19 protein-coding genes are annotated in these 15,611 nt (G+C 70.7%); 5 read left to right on the plus strand and 14 right to left on the minus strand.

Annotated features, from left to right (window positions below; genetic code table 11):
- Positions 1–8: 8 nt before the first annotated feature.
- The 9 genes from ACFYTQ_RS26845 to ACFYTQ_RS26885 all read right to left on the minus strand — a co-directional run bounded on the left by ACFYTQ_RS26845 (position 9) and on the right by ACFYTQ_RS26885 (position 6,724).
- The gene (locus tag ACFYTQ_RS26845) at positions 9–590 is read right to left on the minus strand and encodes an ATP/GTP-binding protein (protein ID WP_387366889.1); all 582 of its coding nucleotides are present in this window, start codon (positions 588–590) and stop codon (positions 9–11) included.
- Complete coding sequence (locus tag ACFYTQ_RS26850) at positions 571–915, minus strand: DUF742 domain-containing protein (RefSeq protein ID WP_387366627.1); 345 nt, start codon at positions 913–915, stop codon at positions 571–573. Before ACFYTQ_RS26850 ends, ACFYTQ_RS26845 begins: the two co-directional genes overlap by 20 nt.
- Entirely contained in the window at positions 912–1,310 is a 399-nt protein-coding gene (locus ACFYTQ_RS26855) for a roadblock/LC7 domain-containing protein (protein ID WP_387366630.1), read from the minus strand. The genes ACFYTQ_RS26850 and ACFYTQ_RS26855 overlap by 4 nt, the downstream gene beginning before the upstream one ends.
- Positions 1,307–3,595 (minus strand): nitrate- and nitrite sensing domain-containing protein, encoded by a 2,289-nt coding sequence (locus tag ACFYTQ_RS26860; protein ID WP_387366633.1) that lies wholly within the window; start codon positions 3,593–3,595, stop codon positions 1,307–1,309. The genes ACFYTQ_RS26855 and ACFYTQ_RS26860 overlap by 4 nt, the downstream gene beginning before the upstream one ends.
- A gap of 144 nt (positions 3,596–3,739) precedes the next feature.
- Complete coding sequence (locus ACFYTQ_RS26865; protein WP_387366635.1) at positions 3,740–4,741, minus strand: polysaccharide deacetylase family protein; 1,002 nt, start codon at positions 4,739–4,741, stop codon at positions 3,740–3,742.
- A 164-nt stretch (positions 4,742–4,905) separates the two neighbouring features.
- Positions 4,906–5,469 (minus strand): hypothetical protein, encoded by a 564-nt coding sequence (locus ACFYTQ_RS26870; RefSeq protein ID WP_387366638.1) that lies wholly within the window; start codon positions 5,467–5,469, stop codon positions 4,906–4,908.
- A gap of 297 nt (positions 5,470–5,766) precedes the next feature.
- Positions 5,767–6,027 (minus strand): DUF4235 domain-containing protein, encoded by a 261-nt coding sequence (locus ACFYTQ_RS26875; protein ID WP_387366641.1) that lies wholly within the window; start codon positions 6,025–6,027, stop codon positions 5,767–5,769.
- Positions 6,024–6,314 carry a DUF3618 domain-containing protein gene (locus tag ACFYTQ_RS26880; protein ID WP_387366644.1) on the minus strand — a complete coding sequence of 97 codons (291 nt, stop codon included), beginning with the start codon at positions 6,312–6,314 and terminating at the stop codon, positions 6,024–6,026. The genes ACFYTQ_RS26875 and ACFYTQ_RS26880 overlap by 4 nt, the downstream gene beginning before the upstream one ends.
- Positions 6,311–6,724, minus strand: a complete 414-nt coding sequence (locus tag ACFYTQ_RS26885) for a phage holin family protein (protein WP_387366647.1) — start codon at positions 6,722–6,724, stop codon at positions 6,311–6,313. Before ACFYTQ_RS26885 ends, ACFYTQ_RS26880 begins: the two co-directional genes overlap by 4 nt.
- A gap of 412 nt (positions 6,725–7,136) precedes the next feature.
- On the opposite strand from ACFYTQ_RS26885, the gene ACFYTQ_RS26890 reads away from it, so the two are divergent.
- Positions 7,137–7,499, plus strand: coding sequence for an Lsr2 family protein (locus ACFYTQ_RS26890; RefSeq protein ID WP_387366650.1), 363 nt, complete (start codon positions 7,137–7,139; stop codon positions 7,497–7,499).
- A 33-nt stretch (positions 7,500–7,532) separates the two neighbouring features.
- On the opposite strand, the gene ACFYTQ_RS26895 is transcribed toward ACFYTQ_RS26890, so the two are convergent.
- Positions 7,533–8,378 carry an alpha/beta fold hydrolase gene (locus tag ACFYTQ_RS26895; protein ID WP_387366653.1) on the minus strand — a complete coding sequence of 282 codons (846 nt, stop codon included), beginning with the start codon at positions 8,376–8,378 and terminating at the stop codon, positions 7,533–7,535.
- A 115-nt stretch (positions 8,379–8,493) separates the two neighbouring features.
- Between ACFYTQ_RS26895 and ACFYTQ_RS26900 the strand changes: the two genes are divergently transcribed.
- A complete protein-coding gene (locus ACFYTQ_RS26900; protein WP_387366656.1) occupies positions 8,494–10,041 on the plus strand; it encodes a flavin-containing monooxygenase in 1,548 nt (515 codons plus the stop codon).
- Here the strand turns inward: ACFYTQ_RS26900 and ACFYTQ_RS26905 are convergent.
- Together ACFYTQ_RS26905 and ACFYTQ_RS26910 are read right to left on the minus strand one after the other, a co-directional pair.
- The gene (locus ACFYTQ_RS26905) at positions 10,024–10,773 is read right to left on the minus strand and encodes an ANTAR domain-containing protein (RefSeq protein ID WP_387366659.1); all 750 of its coding nucleotides are present in this window, start codon (positions 10,771–10,773) and stop codon (positions 10,024–10,026) included. The genes ACFYTQ_RS26900 and ACFYTQ_RS26905 overlap by 18 nt on opposite strands.
- 93 nt (positions 10,774–10,866) lie before the next feature.
- Positions 10,867–11,376, minus strand: coding sequence for an RICIN domain-containing protein (locus ACFYTQ_RS26910; protein ID WP_387366662.1), 510 nt, complete (start codon positions 11,374–11,376; stop codon positions 10,867–10,869).
- A gap of 136 nt (positions 11,377–11,512) precedes the next feature.
- On the opposite strand from ACFYTQ_RS26910, the gene ACFYTQ_RS26915 reads away from it, so the two are divergent.
- Positions 11,513–12,205 (plus strand): hypothetical protein, encoded by a 693-nt coding sequence (locus ACFYTQ_RS26915; protein WP_387366892.1) that lies wholly within the window; start codon positions 11,513–11,515, stop codon positions 12,203–12,205.
- Between the two features lie 69 nt (positions 12,206–12,274).
- Here ACFYTQ_RS26915 and ACFYTQ_RS26920 read toward each other — a convergent pair whose 3' ends face one another.
- Both ACFYTQ_RS26920 and ACFYTQ_RS26925 read right to left on the minus strand, forming a co-directional pair.
- Positions 12,275–12,475, minus strand: a complete 201-nt coding sequence (locus ACFYTQ_RS26920) for a hypothetical protein (RefSeq protein ID WP_387366665.1) — start codon at positions 12,473–12,475, stop codon at positions 12,275–12,277.
- A gap of 78 nt (positions 12,476–12,553) precedes the next feature.
- On the minus strand, positions 12,554–12,742 hold the full coding sequence (locus tag ACFYTQ_RS26925; RefSeq protein WP_387366668.1) for a hypothetical protein: 189 nt from the start codon (positions 12,740–12,742) through the stop codon (positions 12,554–12,556).
- Positions 12,743–12,973: 231 nt separating this feature from the next.
- Here ACFYTQ_RS26925 and ACFYTQ_RS26930 point away from each other — a divergent pair, with 231 nt between their 5' ends.
- Positions 12,974–13,918 carry a YihY/virulence factor BrkB family protein gene (locus ACFYTQ_RS26930; RefSeq protein WP_387366671.1) on the plus strand — a complete coding sequence of 315 codons (945 nt, stop codon included), beginning with the start codon at positions 12,974–12,976 and terminating at the stop codon, positions 13,916–13,918.
- 157 nt (positions 13,919–14,075) lie between these two features.
- Positions 14,076–15,575: a flavin-containing monooxygenase gene (locus ACFYTQ_RS26935; RefSeq protein ID WP_387366674.1), complete on the plus strand. Its 1,500-nt coding sequence runs from the start codon at positions 14,076–14,078 to the stop codon at positions 15,573–15,575.
- Positions 15,576–15,611: the final 36 nt, after the last annotated feature.

A 15,611-nucleotide genomic window follows, 5' to 3' on the forward strand; every position in this document is an offset into this window, starting at 1 on the left:
GGTCCGCCTCACACCGCGATGCGATGGAACAGCACCTGCTCGAGCAGCGCCACCAGCACGTCGCGCACCGAATTCCGGTCGCGCGCATCGCATTCCACCAGCGGAATCCAGTCCTCCAGCTCGAGCGCCTCGCGCACCTCCGCGAGCGCGAACCGCCGCTCCTCGTCGAAGCGGTTGACCGCCACCACGAACGGGGTCTTCTTCTCCTCGAAGTAGTCCAGCACCGGGAAGCAGTCGTCGATGCGGCTGGTGTCCACCACGATCACCGCGCCCAGCGCGCCGTCGATCAGGTCGTCCCACAGGAAGACGAACCGATCCTGCCCGGGCGTGCCGAACAGGTAGAGGATCAGCGACCGCTCCAGCGTGATGCGGCCGAAGTCGAGGGCGACGGTGGTCTCCGTCTTCTCGTCGCGGCGGCCGCGATCGTCGACGTCGAGCGACACCTCGGTCATGGCGGCCTCGGTGGCGAGCGGCTCGATCTCCGAGATCGCGCCGATGAATGTCGTCTTCCCGACGCCGAAGCCGCCGCTGACGACGATCTTCACCGACGACGGCGTGGTCTTGGGCTGGTCAGAGTGCCCGGACAAGATCTCTGATCCTCTCGATGGCGGCAACGGTCAATTCGGGGGCCTCCCGCACGGTGACGAAACCGGCGACGGCCAGATCGCTCACGATCACCTTGGCGACGCCCACCGGAACCTTCAGCGCCACAGCGACTTCGGCGATGGAATGCGGTTCCTGGCACAACCGCACGACGGCGAGCTGCTCGAGTTGCAACGGCGCGGGCAGCGCCGACGGGGGCGCCTGCACCAGGGTCTCGATGCGCAAACCGTCGATGACGGGGGTGGTGCGTCCGCCCGTGACGACGAACGGGCGCACGAACTCGTCGTCGTCGGCGAAATCACTGTGGGTCATCTGCGCAGGGTCTCTCGCAATTCGGAGATCAGCGCCGGATTCAGCAGCGACCCGGCGCGCTCGGCCAGCACCGACATCTCGTAGCCGAGCTGCCCGACATCGCAGGTGCTGTCGGCGATCACGCCGAGGCAGCTGCCGTCGCTGATCGTCGAGACGAGCAGGAAACCCCGGTTCATCTCGATCATGATCAGTTCGAGGCCGTCGAAGGAGTAGCTGCGCGAGGCGCTGCGGGCGAGGCTGGTCAGCCCGGACACCATGGCGCCCAGCCGATCCGCGGCGGCACGCTCGAGCCCGTCGGACATGGCGATGAGCAACCCGTCCGAGGAGACCGCGATCGCCTCGCGCACGCCCGGGGTGGTGCGCGCGAATTCGGCCAGCATCCAGTCGAAACTCACCGGTTCTCCTCCGAGATCGTCACCAACGGGGTCGAATTCGCCGCCGCGCCGCGCTCGTGCCCGGCGCGGAAGGACGACAATAGTGTGCGGGTCTGGTCCGGGGTACGCGGCGTCGCGGGCCCGCGGGGCGCGCGCGGCGAGGCGTCCGCTGCGGATTCGGCGCCGCGTGCACGTTTGTTGCGGCGGGTCAGGCCGTTGCGCGTGGTGGGGGCGTCCGGATTCGCCGGGGCGGGCGCGGGCCGGGGGCGCTCGGGCGCGGGGAGCGCGGCGTACACCGGCTCCCGCGCGGGCGGCAGCTCCGAATCGGCGCCCCAGGCCGGTTCCAGCGCGGTTCGCCCGGCCGTGGCCTCGATCGTCGCCGGATGCGGATGTTGGTCCAGCGCAAGCAGATCCGCGGGCAGCGTCAGCCGCGCGGCGACCCCGCTGACCGGGGAGGAGGTCAGTTCGACGGTGATGCCCAGGCGCCGGGCCAACCGGCCCACCACGTAATGGCCCAGATAGCGGCTGGGCGCGACGATGAAGTCCTGCTCGCCGCGCAGCCGCGCATTGGACTGGGCCACCTGCTCCGCGGACATGCCGACGCCGTGGTCGACCACCGCCAGCAGATAGCCGTCGTCCGAGCGGCGCCCGTAGATCTCGACCTCGAGATCCGGTGGGGAGAACGCCAATCCGTTCTCGATGAGTTCGGCGAGCATATGCGACAGTTCGCCAGCGGCCGTGCCGACCACGAGGACGTCGTCCACCCGGCGCAACACCACGCGCCGGTAGTCGTCGACCTCGGACATGCCCGCGCGGATCACGTCGGTGAGCGAGATGGGCCGGGTCAGCCGGCGCGGGCTGTTCTCCCCGACGAGCACCAGCAGGCTCTCGGCGTTGCGGCGCATGCGGGTGGCGAGGTGGTCGAGTTCGAACAGGTTGGCCAGGCCCTGCGGATCGAGTTCCTTGCGCTCGAACTCGCTGATCAGCGCGAGCTGGCGGCGCACCAGATTCTGGTTGCGCCGAGCCAGATTCGACAGCGACTCGGTGGTGTTGCGCCGCATCAGCGTCTGCTGGGAGGCGAGTTCGAAGGCGGTGGTCTGCACCCGATCCAGGGCGTTGGCGACCGCGGCGACCTCGGTGCTCGACCCCCGCGGCACGCGCACCGGCACGGGCGCCTCGGGCGGCGCGTCGGGCGCCTGCCCCCATTCCCGCACGACCCCGGGCAACCGGCGCGAGGCCACGTCGTCGGCCTCGGCGGCCAGCCGGGCCAGCGGCCGCACCAGCGCGCGCACGGAGGCGAGCACGAGCGCGATCATGGCGAGCACCGCGACGGCCGTGCCGACCACGAACAGCACGAGCGTGGTCATCGCCGCGCCGCGCAGCTCGTTCGCGCGCGCCGCGACATCCGCGCCCACGGCCCGCTGCACCGTGCGCTGCGCGTCGATGACGGCGCTCGTGCGCGTCCACCAGTCCGCGGCGTCGACCGGGCGGACCAGCGGGCCGTCACCGGAGGCCAGCGCGACGCTCTCGGCCTGCTCGACCGCGGCGGCGTTGTCGCCGAGCATCGCCTCGTCCAGATCGGCCTGCCGCTCGCGGGTGGCGAACCGCGAGAACGTTTGCAGCGCCGCCTGTTTGGTGGCCCGGATCTCCAGGAACTGGCCGTACTCGCCCCCGGCGAACCGGCCCGCGACGAACACGCCGTTGAGGAAGTTGCGTTCGGTGTCGAACTGCGTCTTGGCCGCACCGAGCGCGTAGAACGCCTGCAACCCACGCTGGATGCGGGGATCGGCGGCCTGGTCGAGTCCGAGGGTCAACCGATCGAGCGCACCGGCGGCGTCGTTGTAGAACTGCATGAGCACCGGACGGCTGATGCGCCGGGCGTCGATCTGGGATCTGGTGCCCGCGAGCAGGTTCAGCCGACCCAGCGCGGCGCGCACCTGATCCGCCCCGGGCACACCGGAATCCGCGGCCGAACGCACCGCGTCGAGGGTGGTGTCGACGACCTGCCGCTGCCGCGCCAGCGGTTGCCGCAGCCGATCGTCACCGCCGAGCAGGCCGTTGCTGAGCCCGAGCTCCTGCTGGATCTGATCGGTGAGATCCTGCACGCGCAGCGCGAGCGACACCGCGTTCCGGGCGTCGTCGGCCTCGCGGTAGTCCCCGTACGCGCCGAAGGCGGCCACCGTCAACAGCGTGAGCACCAGGATCAGCGCGAACACGAGAATGCGGGACAGCTGACCGCCGATCGTGCGCGGCCGCACGACGCTCGAAATCGCGGTACCCGTTTGCTGACCTAGACGTGGGCGCACTACCTGCTACTCCTCGAGCCGACCCCGTGCCGACTCGACAGGCTCTCCGACGAGCGCACGGAAGTGTGTGAGCAAACTCCCATACGCCCACGTCGGCGTCAACCCTCGTGAAGCCCACCAGGCCAATGGATTTGCGCAAACCGGTCAGTACGGATTCGCGCGCGCCGCCCAGGATGCCGCGAGATCGCCCGCGAGCCGCGCCGGGAACGAGATCCGTCCCGGGTCCCCGTCGGAGGTGAAGCGGCCGGCCGGGTCCGCCGCGAGCCGATCGAGCCAGTAGCCCGAATCGAACAGCACCGCACCGAGACCCGAGCGGATGCGTGGGATCGCGGTCCGGTCCAGCGCCCCGAACGGCGAGGGCGCGGGTTCCGCGCCGACCAGCAGCACCGCGTCGAAGGAATAGCCGGTGCCCGCCCACGAACCCGCGGTGGCCAGCGCGGGATCGGCGGGCCGAATGCCCAGCGGCAGGGCCATGGTGTGGACGCGTATCGATGTCGCCGACTCGATGGCCCGGACATTGTCGGCGAATTCGCGTTGCACCGACGCGCTGTCGAGACCGGCGAGGTTCGGGTGGGTCGCGGTGTGCGAGCCGACCTCGTACCCGTGCTCGACGAGCCATTTCAGCGCGCCCGGGGCGTTACCGAAGGAATCGTTGTTGACATAGAAGGAGGCGGTCGCGCGAAAGCCCGGATGGGTCGCGGCGAAATCGGTGAGAATCCCGACCGCGGTGTCGGGCGCGGGCGCACCGCTCGGCGTGAATGCCAGTTGGCTGCTGGTCGAATCGTCGAAGGTGAGCACGACCGGATGCGTCCCGGCCGGAATATCGATGGTCCCCGCCGCGTACTCGGCGACCGTGACGGGACGATAGTCCTCCCGATAGAGGCGATCGAGTTCGGCGCGGAACTCCGCGGGCGTCTGATCGTATTCGCTCACCGGATCCGCGCTCAATTGGTGATACATCAGGATCGGAACGCTGCCCAATTCGTTCGCCCCGACCGCCGCGGGCGTGGGCGCGGCGACCACCGGAGCGACCGGCGGCGCCGCCGCGGGAGCGGGCCCGGAATTGTCCGGCGGCCCCGCACAACTCCCCGCCACCAGCGCCGACAAGGCCCAGACCATCGCTCGCCCGCCCGAATTCGTCGCCACGCGCCCACCGTACGACCGCCGCCCCCACGTCCAGGGCAGCCGCGCCGACGTCACGCGACCCCCTACGACCGCGGCCCCACCGTTCGACCGCGGCCCCACACCAAGACGGCCACACCGACCACCTACGACCGCGGCCCCGCACCGGAGGCGGCCGCGCCGACGGGTCAGGCCGGAGGCAGCGGGATGGGGCTGGGCTCGTGGACATTCACGAGCACGATCACATCGCCGTAGCGGGCCGCCCCGCGGGCCATGTGATGGGCGAAGCGGGCCAGCGAGAGCCGCCAGCCGTATTTCGCGTTCATGGCCGCGTCGACGTGGCCGATGAGGGTTCCGGTGGTGACGAGTTGCGCCCAGCCCTGCCGCTGATGCGTCCCCACGACGGGGCTGCCGTGCCAGTCGCCGGGCTGGACGACCACGCGCCCGTCCTGGGCGAGCTGGCCCGCCTCCGGCGAGAGCGAGGAGATGCGGAAGGCCAGCTGCCGATCGCCGATCGGGACGACCAGCCGCGGCACGGTGACGAGTTTGTCGGGACCCGCGACACGGGTCACCAGCACGGTTTTCGCGTGCCACCACTGCGACCCGGGCCCGGCGTGCACGGGCCGGGTGGCGGGACGCGCGTGCGGGGAACGCCGCGGCCCGGCGGACACGGCCGGAATCCGCTGGGTCGGGGCCTGGGCATTGGCGGCGGTGGCAGCAGTGGCAGCAGTGGCATCGAGGGTGTCAGTCATTTGCTTCGACCTTTCCGGTGACGATCGCACAATCGGATCGGTGAGGGATGCGGGCGACCGAGACGGAACATTGGCCCGGCCAACCACTTTCGATATTCCAGACACCGGGCCGAGCTGACAACAACGCTGGTGGCCGGTCCGCGCCGGAATGACGGGAATCACAGTGCGCGCGCACCGCGAACAAGCATGAGCCGGGGCGCCTTCGGTGCCCCGGTGGGGAAACGTCCGTACCGCATGCCCGACGGAAATCGCTGTGCCGCAACGATTTCGGAACGGGCCGACAGGCCGGGCCCGCGGTCAGTCCGCGGGCCAGGTCCCCGTGATCGACCGGTATCCGGTCGCCCCGGCGCGATCCACCGCGGCCTTCACGACGCCGAACACCGCCCCCTGCAACGCCGCCGCGGTGAGCACCTCACCCCACCCGTACCCGCGCGCGGTCGCGCTCGGCGCCTCGTCCTCCCCCGCGAGCGTGCGCCACAACCTGTTGAAGATCATCGATGCCAGCAGCCCGCCGAGCACGCTCACCAGCATGCCCAGCGGTTTGTAGAGCGTCCTCATGCCGACCTCCGCCGCGCCAGGAACCAGATCACCAGGGCGACCAGCACACCCGCCCCGACGATGGGCACCGGGTACGCGCGCACCACGCCCGCGGCCTGCCTGCTCCCGTCGACCACCACATCAGGGGTCGCGTCCTCGGCCCGGCCACGCAGCTCCTGCGCCTTGGCCCGGGCCCGGCCCGGAACGTCGAACTTCTCGGTCAGCGCCTCGACCGTCTGCCCGAGTTCCTCCCGGGTGCGATCGCGATCGCGGCGCAATTGCTCCGGATCGGAGGGGATGTCGCTCATCGGTGGCTCCTCTCCTTGACGACGGCCACGTCCCGGCGGACGTCGGCGACGGCCTGTTCGGGCACCGGCGGGGTGGCCTGCTGGATGCGCGAGCGGCCGACGAGCGCCGCCACCGCCGCGATCAGCAGCAGCACGCCGCCGACGATCAGCGCCGACGCCCACCCGGGCAGAACCAGGGCCAGCGCGAGCACGGCCGCGGCGACCAGGGTCCCCGCCCCCAGCAGGGCCACGATCGCCGCGACGCCCGCGAGCCCCGCGCCGAGGCCCAGCCGCTGCGCCTTGTTCTGGGTTTCGATGGCCGCCAGCCGGATCTCCTCGCGGACCAGGCGGCTCACCTGCTCGGTGGCGTTGCCGATCAATTCGGCGACGGGCGGGGATTCCGGCGCCCGCGAATCATAGGTGTGGCTCATGGCACAGCTCCTCCTTCGATCGTGGTTCCGGCCGCGGCACGGCGATTCGTCTTCGCGGATACCCGCCCCGGGGGACGTGACACGTCGCCGCGGGAACCTGGTTCGAATACGTTGCGGCACACCGGGTATGATCGGTCGCCGACGCGGCCGAAATGCGGTTTCGCCCATCCGGGGGCACCGGGCGTCCGGCCCGGGGCGGCAGTCCCGGAATAGGGCGGAAAAGGACACGTGAATCACTCCGCGTGCCCCCCGCGCGACCCCTGGTTTTTCCAACGGCGGCGAAACGGACAACGCGCCCCGCTCCCTTCCCCCGACCCGGCCGCCCGGCGATCGATCGCATCCGCGAATTAGTCCAACAAAGACCACACCGTGACCGGGAAAAGGAACCCCGACGGGATGATAGTCTTGCCGAATGGCGCAGAAGACAATTGTCGAGACCTACGACGATCTCACCGGGGAGCGGATCGACACCGACATCGTCCCCAACCCCACGATCACCTTTGCGGTCGACGGTGTGGAATACGAAATCGAGTTGGGCGCGAAGAACCGCGACAAGTTCTATGCCGCGCTCGATCCCTACACCAAGGCCGCGCGTCGCATCGGCGGTCGGCGCGGCGGGCGTAAGGCCACCGCGGGTACGGGTTCTGCGTCGGGCCTGAGCAAGGCGGAATCGAACAAGATTCGGGAATGGGCGCAATCGACCGGCCGCAAGGTATCGGCGCGCGGCCGCCTGCCCAAGGATCTGGTCGAGGCTTACCGCGACGCCAATTCCTGATTCGTCCGGACGAGCGCCTCAGGCTCGGCCGGGCTAGTCGGCGTGCATCGCGGCGAGAATCCGCTCGGCGTGATCGATGACCAGCAGATGCCCGGCATCGGGAACGACAACCGCTCGGCCGCGCGGTAGTTCGGCGGCCAATCGGTGGGCGTCGGCGACGGGGACGTTGCGATCCCCGTCGCCGTGCCAGATCAGCACCGGAATCGTGATGTCGCGCAAGGCGAATCCCCAGTCTCCGGCCAGCACCCGCATATCCGCCGCCACGCCGCGGCTGCCCTGCCGGAACGCCTCGGCCACATTGGCCGACAGCTCCAGGGCCATATGCGGATGTTCCACCACCCGATCCCGGTCGACCACCGGCATCCGCGCGATCAGTTCCGCGACCCCGCCGGGCCGCCGCACCCGGGCCGCCAGCCGCGCCGCGAGGGGCCGGGCCAGGAACGGAAACCGCCGCAGCGCCAGCAGATTCCGCCGCTCGTCGCCGGGGGTGAACGGCGCGGGCGCGCTCACCACCGTCACCGCCCGCACCCGCTCCCCCAGCGCGTGCGCGCACGCCAACGCGTAGGGCCCCCCGCCCGAGACGCCGATCACCGCGAACCGCTCCCAGTCGAACCGATCGGCAAGCGCCGCAACGGTTTCCGCCCAGTCCGCCACCCGCGTCCGAGGGACGAATTCGGACCGGCCCAGCCCCGGCCGATCGACGGCGACGATCCGCAGCCCCGCCGCCGCGGCGGCCGCGGCGAACGCGACCCCCTCCAACCGCGACCCGGGAATCCCGTGGCAGTACAGCACCGGCGCGCCCTCGGGATCGCCGTATTCGGCGTAGCCCACGACGCGATCCCCGGGCAGCGTAATCGTCTGCGGCACGGCTGAAGTCACGCCGGACAGCGTAACGGCCGCGCGATCGGTTCCCGGCCAGCCCGGCGGCCGGGATGTCGCACTGTCCGATACTACTTGTCACAGGTAAGTGTGTGTGACAGTATGTCGCGGTAACATGACGGTGAGCGAACGCGACGCGGCGGGAGGCCGAGCGATGGGCGACAACCATTTCGACGTGCTGATCATCGGGGCCGGGGTGTCCGGCATCGGCGCGGCCTGCCACCTCGCCCGCGAGCTGCCCGACCTCGACTACGCCGTGCTCGAGCGGCGCGATCGCGTCGGCGGCACCTGGGATCTGTTCCGCTACCCCGGCATTCGCTCCGACTCGGACATGTACACCTTCGGCTACCACTTCCGCCCCTGGCGCGGCACCAAGGTGCTCGCCGACGGCGCGAGCATCCGCGAGTACGTGCGCGAGACCGCCGACGAGTACGGGGTCACCCCGCGCATCCGCTTCGGCCACCGGGTCGCACACGCCGGATTCAGCACCGCCACCGGCCTGTGGACCGTGCGCTCGATCGACGAGACCACCGGCGCGACAACCGAATTCACCAGCCGCTTCCTGATCGGCTGCACCGGCTACTACGACTACGACCGCGGCTACCGGCCCGCCTTCCCCGGCGAGGACACCTTCGCCGGACCCATCGTGCACCCGCAGCAGTGGCCCGCGGACCTCGACTACGCGGGCAAGCGCGTGGTGGTCATCGGCAGCGGCGCGACGGCGGTGACCCTCGTTCCCGCCATGGCCGACCGGGCCGCGCACATCACCATGCTGCAACGCTCGCCCACCTACATCCTGCCGATCCCCGCCGAGGATCCGGTGGCCGCGGTGCTGGAGCGCCTGCGCGTTCCGGCCCCGGTGATCTACAAACTCGGCCGGGTCCGCAATATCGCGTTGCAGCGCGGCGTATTCCAGCTGTCGCGGTCCCGGCCGGAGCTGGCTCGGCGGCTGCTGCTCGGCGTCGTGCGCACCCAGCTGCGCGGCAAGGTCGACCTCGCGCACTTCTCCCCCGCCTACGACCCGTGGGACGAACGGCTGTGCGTGGTGCCCAACGGCGATCTGTTCCGGGTGCTCCGGCGCGGGCAGGCGTCGGTGGTCACCGACACCATCGAGACCTTCACGCCCAACGGGATTCGGCTCGCGTCGGGCGCCGAACTCCCGGCCGACGTCGTGGTCAGCGCGACCGGACTGATCGTGCAGATCGCGGGCGGGGCCGAACTCGAGGTCGACGGCCGCCCGGTCGCCACCCGCGACCGCGTCATCTACAAGGGCGTGCTGATGGACGGCGTGCCCAACGCCATGTTCGTGCTCGGGTACACCAACGCCTCCTGGACGCTCAAGGCCGACCTGGCCGCCGAATACTTCTGCCGGCTGCTGGCCCATCTGCGACGGCACGGCTACGACCAGGTCGTCGCGCGGGCCGAGGACGCCGATCGCGACACCGAATCCGCCTTCGGCACCGCCCTGCGCTCGGGCTACGTGCGCCGCGCCGACGGGGTCATCCCCCGGCAGGGCACGCGCGCGCCCTGGACGGTGCTGAACAACTTCTACCTCGACGCGGTTCGGTTGCGCTACGGCCGCGTCGACGACGAGCACCTCGAATTCCGCCGCACCGCAACGGGTTCCGACACCGCGGGCCGCGACTCAGCCGCGGTCGCCTGAACCGCCCAGCGAGCCGAGGAACCGCCGGGCCAGCACGTGCACCCGGATATTGTTGCGCTGGGACTGTTCCACCAGCCGGGCGAACGCCTCGTCCGCCGAGCAGCCGTGCAGGGCCATGAGCGCGCCCTTGGCCTGTTCGATCTCCGCGCGTGAGGCCACCGCCCGCTCGAACTGAGCAGCCGCGTCCCGCGCGAGCCGACGGCGGCGGGCGTCGGCGACCGCGTGCCCGGCGACGAGGGCGTAGAGATTCAGCAGACCCTCGTCGAAGGGATCGAAGGCGTCGTCGGTGTAGCTGTAGCAGGTGAGCGCGCCCGGCAACGGATCGCCGTCGCCGATCTCGAGCCACAGCGGTACCGACAGCGCCGCGCGCACCCCCGCCCGCGCCGCGGCGGCGTCGAATTCGGGCCAGCGCCGCGCCTCGCCCCCGGTGCGCGCCCGCACCGGCCGATGGGCGCGCACCGATTCCAGCGCCGGACCCCGGTCGGCGGAGAACTGTTCGGCGTCCAGCGGCAGGGCCGCCGCGCCCGTATGCGTGGCGGTGTGCCAAACTCGTTGTGCCAGAACGGATATGCTCACCAGATCGGCCTGCGGCGCGGCCTCGGCGGCGGCCCCGGCCACCCGCGCCAGCGCCGCCTCCGCGGACTGTTCCGCCGTGACGATGTCCCGCAGCCCCGCCACCGCGACGGACGTGGCGCCCAACCGTGCCAGCGCGTCCGCGCGCTCCTTCCGCATCGAGAACCCCTCCCGGACGTCCGACGATCTCATCGATCGCTTAGCCCGTTCCGAATGGAGATAACACGATAGCGGAGATCGGGGACGAAACGGTCAGACCCGCTGAAAGATCCAGCGCGCCTGCGCGGTATCGGCGATGGCGCCCTCCAGCACCGCGGGAACCTCACCGGGCGCCTTGTTGGCGTACATCTTTCGGGTGGGATCGGCCACCAGGGTGATGCTGTAGCTGTCGCCGGTCGGGTCGATGTACCAGGTCTGCTCGGTGCCCGTGCCGCACGGCCGTTGCGCCACATCGCTGCTCGCCGCCCGGCGCAGGGTGGGCGCCAGGCACAGCTGCGAGGCGTTGTTGCGGATCTGGTAGATCGGGTGCTCGACCGTGCCGCCCACCGCCCGCAGGAGCCATTGGTCCCGGCCCGCGTCGGCCTCCGCCGGGGCGCGCACCGCGTCCCGGGCGTCGGGCACCATGCGGTAGGCCGGAAACGCCTCCCACAGAATCCGATAGCTCGCATCGCGCTGCACGGGCTCCGCCGACGCGGACGGCACGACCGCCGTCGTGAGCGCGACCCAGCCGACCAGCATCCCGAATAATCGCCGAGCAACCATCGACATCCTTTCGCACCGCGAGGTAACGCTGCCCGGGGCGGGCAGCACTTACTATTCGATGCCGGGGCGTCGATGGTTCGCGCGGGCGGGACTGGATATCCGGTGGATACGAGCGACGAGGAAGGCGGTATCGGTGATGTTCAAGTCCGGCATGGAGAAGGCGGTGCGGTCGCTGCTGGACAACGGGTCCCGGATGCAGGCTCCGGCGGTCCGACGGTACGTGGACAAGATGCGGCGCAAGCATCCCGAGGAGACCCCCGCCCAGATCCTGCAGCGGCTGGAGCGCCGCTACCTGTTCAGCGTGACCAGCGCGGGCGTGCTCGTCGGCACGATCGCGGCCGTGCCCGGCATCGGCACCGTGCTGTCGCTGTTCGCGCTGAGCGCCGAAACCGTGTTCTTCCTCGAGGCCACCGCGGTGTTCACCCTCGCCGTCGCCGCGGTGCACGGCATGGTGCTCGAGGACCGCGAGCGCCGCCGCGCGCTGGTGCTCGGAATCGCCTTGGGCGAGAGCGGGAAATCGGTCGTGCAGCAGGGCGTCGGCCGGTCGGCGAAGAACTGGCCCGATCTGCTCGCCAACCGGATTCCCGGCATCCGGAGCATGAACGACGGGCTGATGAAGCGCTTCCTCGTGCAGATGATCACCAAGCGCGCGGTGCTGATGTTCGGCAAGGTGCTGCCCGCCGGGATCGGCGCGGTGATCGGCGGCGTCGGCGACCGCATGATGGGCCGCACCGTGATCGACAACGCCCGCAAGGCTTTCGGGCCCGCGCCCGCGAGCTTCGATCCGCCGCACCCGGATTCCGCGCCGTCGCGCGCCCTGAGCAGCTGAGGGGCCTCGTCTCCTGACGTCTCCCAGGGGAGCACGGTCACTGGGGACAGGCGCTGACGGGCCGTCGCCCTACGGGAGCACGGTCCCCTGGAACGCCGCGGCGGCGAGATACGCCCGGCACGAGGGGCCGTGCCCGGCGTGCACCCGCAGGAGGAAATGCGCCTTCTCCGGGGACAATCCGATCGGCTCGGCCGAACAGTCGCGATACTGCGCGAGCCACAGATCGGCCATGCCCGGTGGGGGCTGCACCGTCTCGATCACCTGCACCACCCCGATCCTTTCAGCGGATGGCGAACGGATGGAATTTCGAAACCGTGTTTCCCCGGGGTTTCCCCTCGGCGCGGGGACCTACACCAGATCCACTCGATCGAGGGTCCGACCGGCCACGGCCCGCGCGCGCAGCCGGGCGATGGTCTCGTCGTAGGGGGAGAGCGGCTCGTCGGGCCGGGCCGCGGGATCGGGGTCGGGTTCCGCGCCGCCGAGTAGGCGCCGGGCCCGATCGTGCGTGGACGTACAGGAGTTGATCGAGGTCGACATGGCCTTACCTCCTGGAGCCGGGTCCGTGGCCGGACCGCCCTGGATCGAGGAATACCCCCGCCGACACCCCTTCAACCGGACATAGCGCATTCCGTTACCCCCGCGCCGGAGCCGGGCCGCGGCACGGACCGCTCGGTCCGGCGAAAGTGGCTGCGCCCCTGCGGTTCCGGCCGTTTGACCGGCTCGTCGCCGGGTAGTCCCGCCTCGATCTCCAGTAGAACGGGTGCGCGAATGTCCGGGACAACCACACAGCACGAGCCGGTCCCCGCCGGTCCCACCGATCTCCGTTGGCGCGCGTGGTGGGGGGTGCTCCGCCGGACGGTCGCGCGATTCCAGGAGAACAAGATCACCGACTGGGCCGCCGCCCTCACGTATTACAGTGTGCTGTCGGTCTTTCCGGCCCTGCTCGTGCTCACCTCGCTGCTCGGCCTGCTCGGCCCCACCGCCACCCGGTCGCTGATCGACACCGTCCACGAGGTCGGGAACACCAGCGGCACGCGGCTTCTCGAGGACGCCATCACCCAGTTGCAGGGCAGCCGCGCCGCGGCCGGACCGCTGGCGATCCTGGGCCTGGCGACCTCGCTGTGGACGGCCTCGGGGTACATCGGGGCCTTCATCCGCGCCGCGAACACCATCTATCGGACCGAGGAGGGGCGGCCGGTGTGGAAGACGATCCCGCTCCAGCTGGCCCTGACCGCGGTCATGATGACGCTGGTGGCCGCGTGCGCGCTCGGGGTGGTGCTGACCGGTCGGGTGGCCGACCGCATCGGACACTGGGTGGGCCTGGGTTCGGCGGGAATCACGGTGTGGGACATCGCCAAATGGCCCGTGCTGCTGGTGCTGGCCAGTCTCGCCATCGCCCTGCTGTACTGGGCCTCGCCCAATGCCCGCCAGCCCGGTTTCCGCTGGCTGACCCCCGGCAGCACGCTGGCCGTGCTGGTGTGGATCGCGGCCTCGGTCGGATTCACCGTCTACGCAACCCATTTCGGCTCCTACAACAAGGTCTACGGCTCGCTCGCCGGGGCGGTGGTGTTCCTGGTGTGGCTGTGGCTGACCAATGTGGCGGTGCTGCTCGGCGCGCAGTTCGACGCCGAACTGGCCCGAGGTCGGCAGATCGAGCACGGCCAGCCGGAGGATCACGAGCCCGTGCTGCCGCCGCGCGACGATCCCGAGTGAACAGTGATGCCGATCGATAGCTGAGAGGCCGCTGTTGCGGTATTAGATCCGACTCGTCTGGATTTTTCGCCCGATAACTCGAGCTTTTCCGATTGAACATGCGATATTTACAGTTAGCTGAAAGTTTACTGTCGCATGTCACGGGAGGTGTCGGGCCATGGTTGCGGAGTTGGACGTCGAGGTCGCGGTGGTGGGCGCGGGCTTCGGTGGCATCGGAATGGGCGTCGCGTTACGGGAGGCGGGCGTCGCCCGGTTCGTGATCCTCGAGGAGGCCGACGACCTGGGCGGGGTCTGGCGGGACAACACCTATCCCGGCTGCGCCTGCGACGTGCCCTCGCACCTGTACTCGTTCTCGTTCGCGCCCTACCGCAGCACGAGCTGCCGCTACCCGGCGCAACCGGAGATCCTCGACTATCTGCGCGGCGTCGCGCGCGAGCACGGGCTCGAACCGCATCTGCGCTTCCGCTCCCGGGTCGAGACCGCGGTGTATCAGGACGGCGCCGCCCGCTGGGAGATCACCACCCGCGACGGCGCGCGGATCCGGGCCGATGTGGTGGTCTTCGCCGCCGGGCAGCTGCACCGCCCGCACGTGCCCGACATCCCGGGCCGAGAGTCGTTCGCGGGCGCGATGTTCCACTCCGCGGCCTGGGATCACGACTGCGATCCGACCGGACTGGACGTGGCCGTGATCGGCACGGGATCCAGTGCGGCGCAACTGCTTCCGGACACCGCCGCGCGCGCCCGGCGGGTGACGGTGTACCAGCGCACCCCGCACTGGGTGCTGCCGAAACCGGCCGCCGACTTCGGCCCGCTCAGCCGCGCGGCGCTGCGGCTGCCCGGCGCGCACCGGATGTACCGGCGGGCGCTGTACACCGGGGCCGATCTGCTGCTCGCGCCGATCATGCGGCGCGGCTGGTCGGCGCGGCCCGCGCGCGCCCTGGCCCGAATGTATCTGCGCCGCAGCATCTCCGATCCCGAACTGCGCGCGGCGCTGACGCCCGACTACCCGATCGGCGGCAAACGCATCCTCTTCGACAGCGCCTACTACCCCACCCTCACCCGGCCGAACGTGGAACTGGTGACCGATCCCATCGCGCGAATCACGCCGGGCGGCATCACCACCGGCGACGGGCGGCACCGCCCGGCCGATGTCATCGTCTTCGCCACGGGATTCCGCGCGCCGGAGTTCCTGGTGCCGATGGAGGTGCGCGGGCGCGGCGGCCGCTCGCTACGGCAGGAGTGGGCCGCGGGCGCCGAGGCGTACATGGGCCTCGCGGTGCCGGGCTACCCGAACGCCTTCCTCATCGCCGGACCCAATTCGTTCACCCCCGCGGGCAGCAACCCGACGCTGAAGGAACACCAGATCGCCTACATCATCGACTGCCTGCGCTGGCGCGAGCGCACGGGCGCGGCGGCCATCGAGGTCGGCGAGGTCGCCATGCGGCGCTACCGGCGCTGGCTGAAGCGGTCGCTGGCGGCCACCGTCTGGCCCGACGGCGTGCGCAGTTGGTACCGGCACCCGAACGGGCGGGTGACCAACCCGTGGCCCGCCTCCACCCGGGCCTTCGCCCGGATGCTGCGGGCGCCCGTGGACCAGACGTTCGTCCCGGTCGCGGCCGTGACCGACGACCGGCATTTCACTTCGGCAATTATTTAGCTACTATTCGGATTGCGACCCATGTCACCGGGTGTC

This window comes from Nocardia sp. NPDC004068, assembly GCF_042874315.1.
Classification (GTDB): domain Bacteria; phylum Actinomycetota; class Actinomycetes; order Mycobacteriales; family Mycobacteriaceae; genus Nocardia.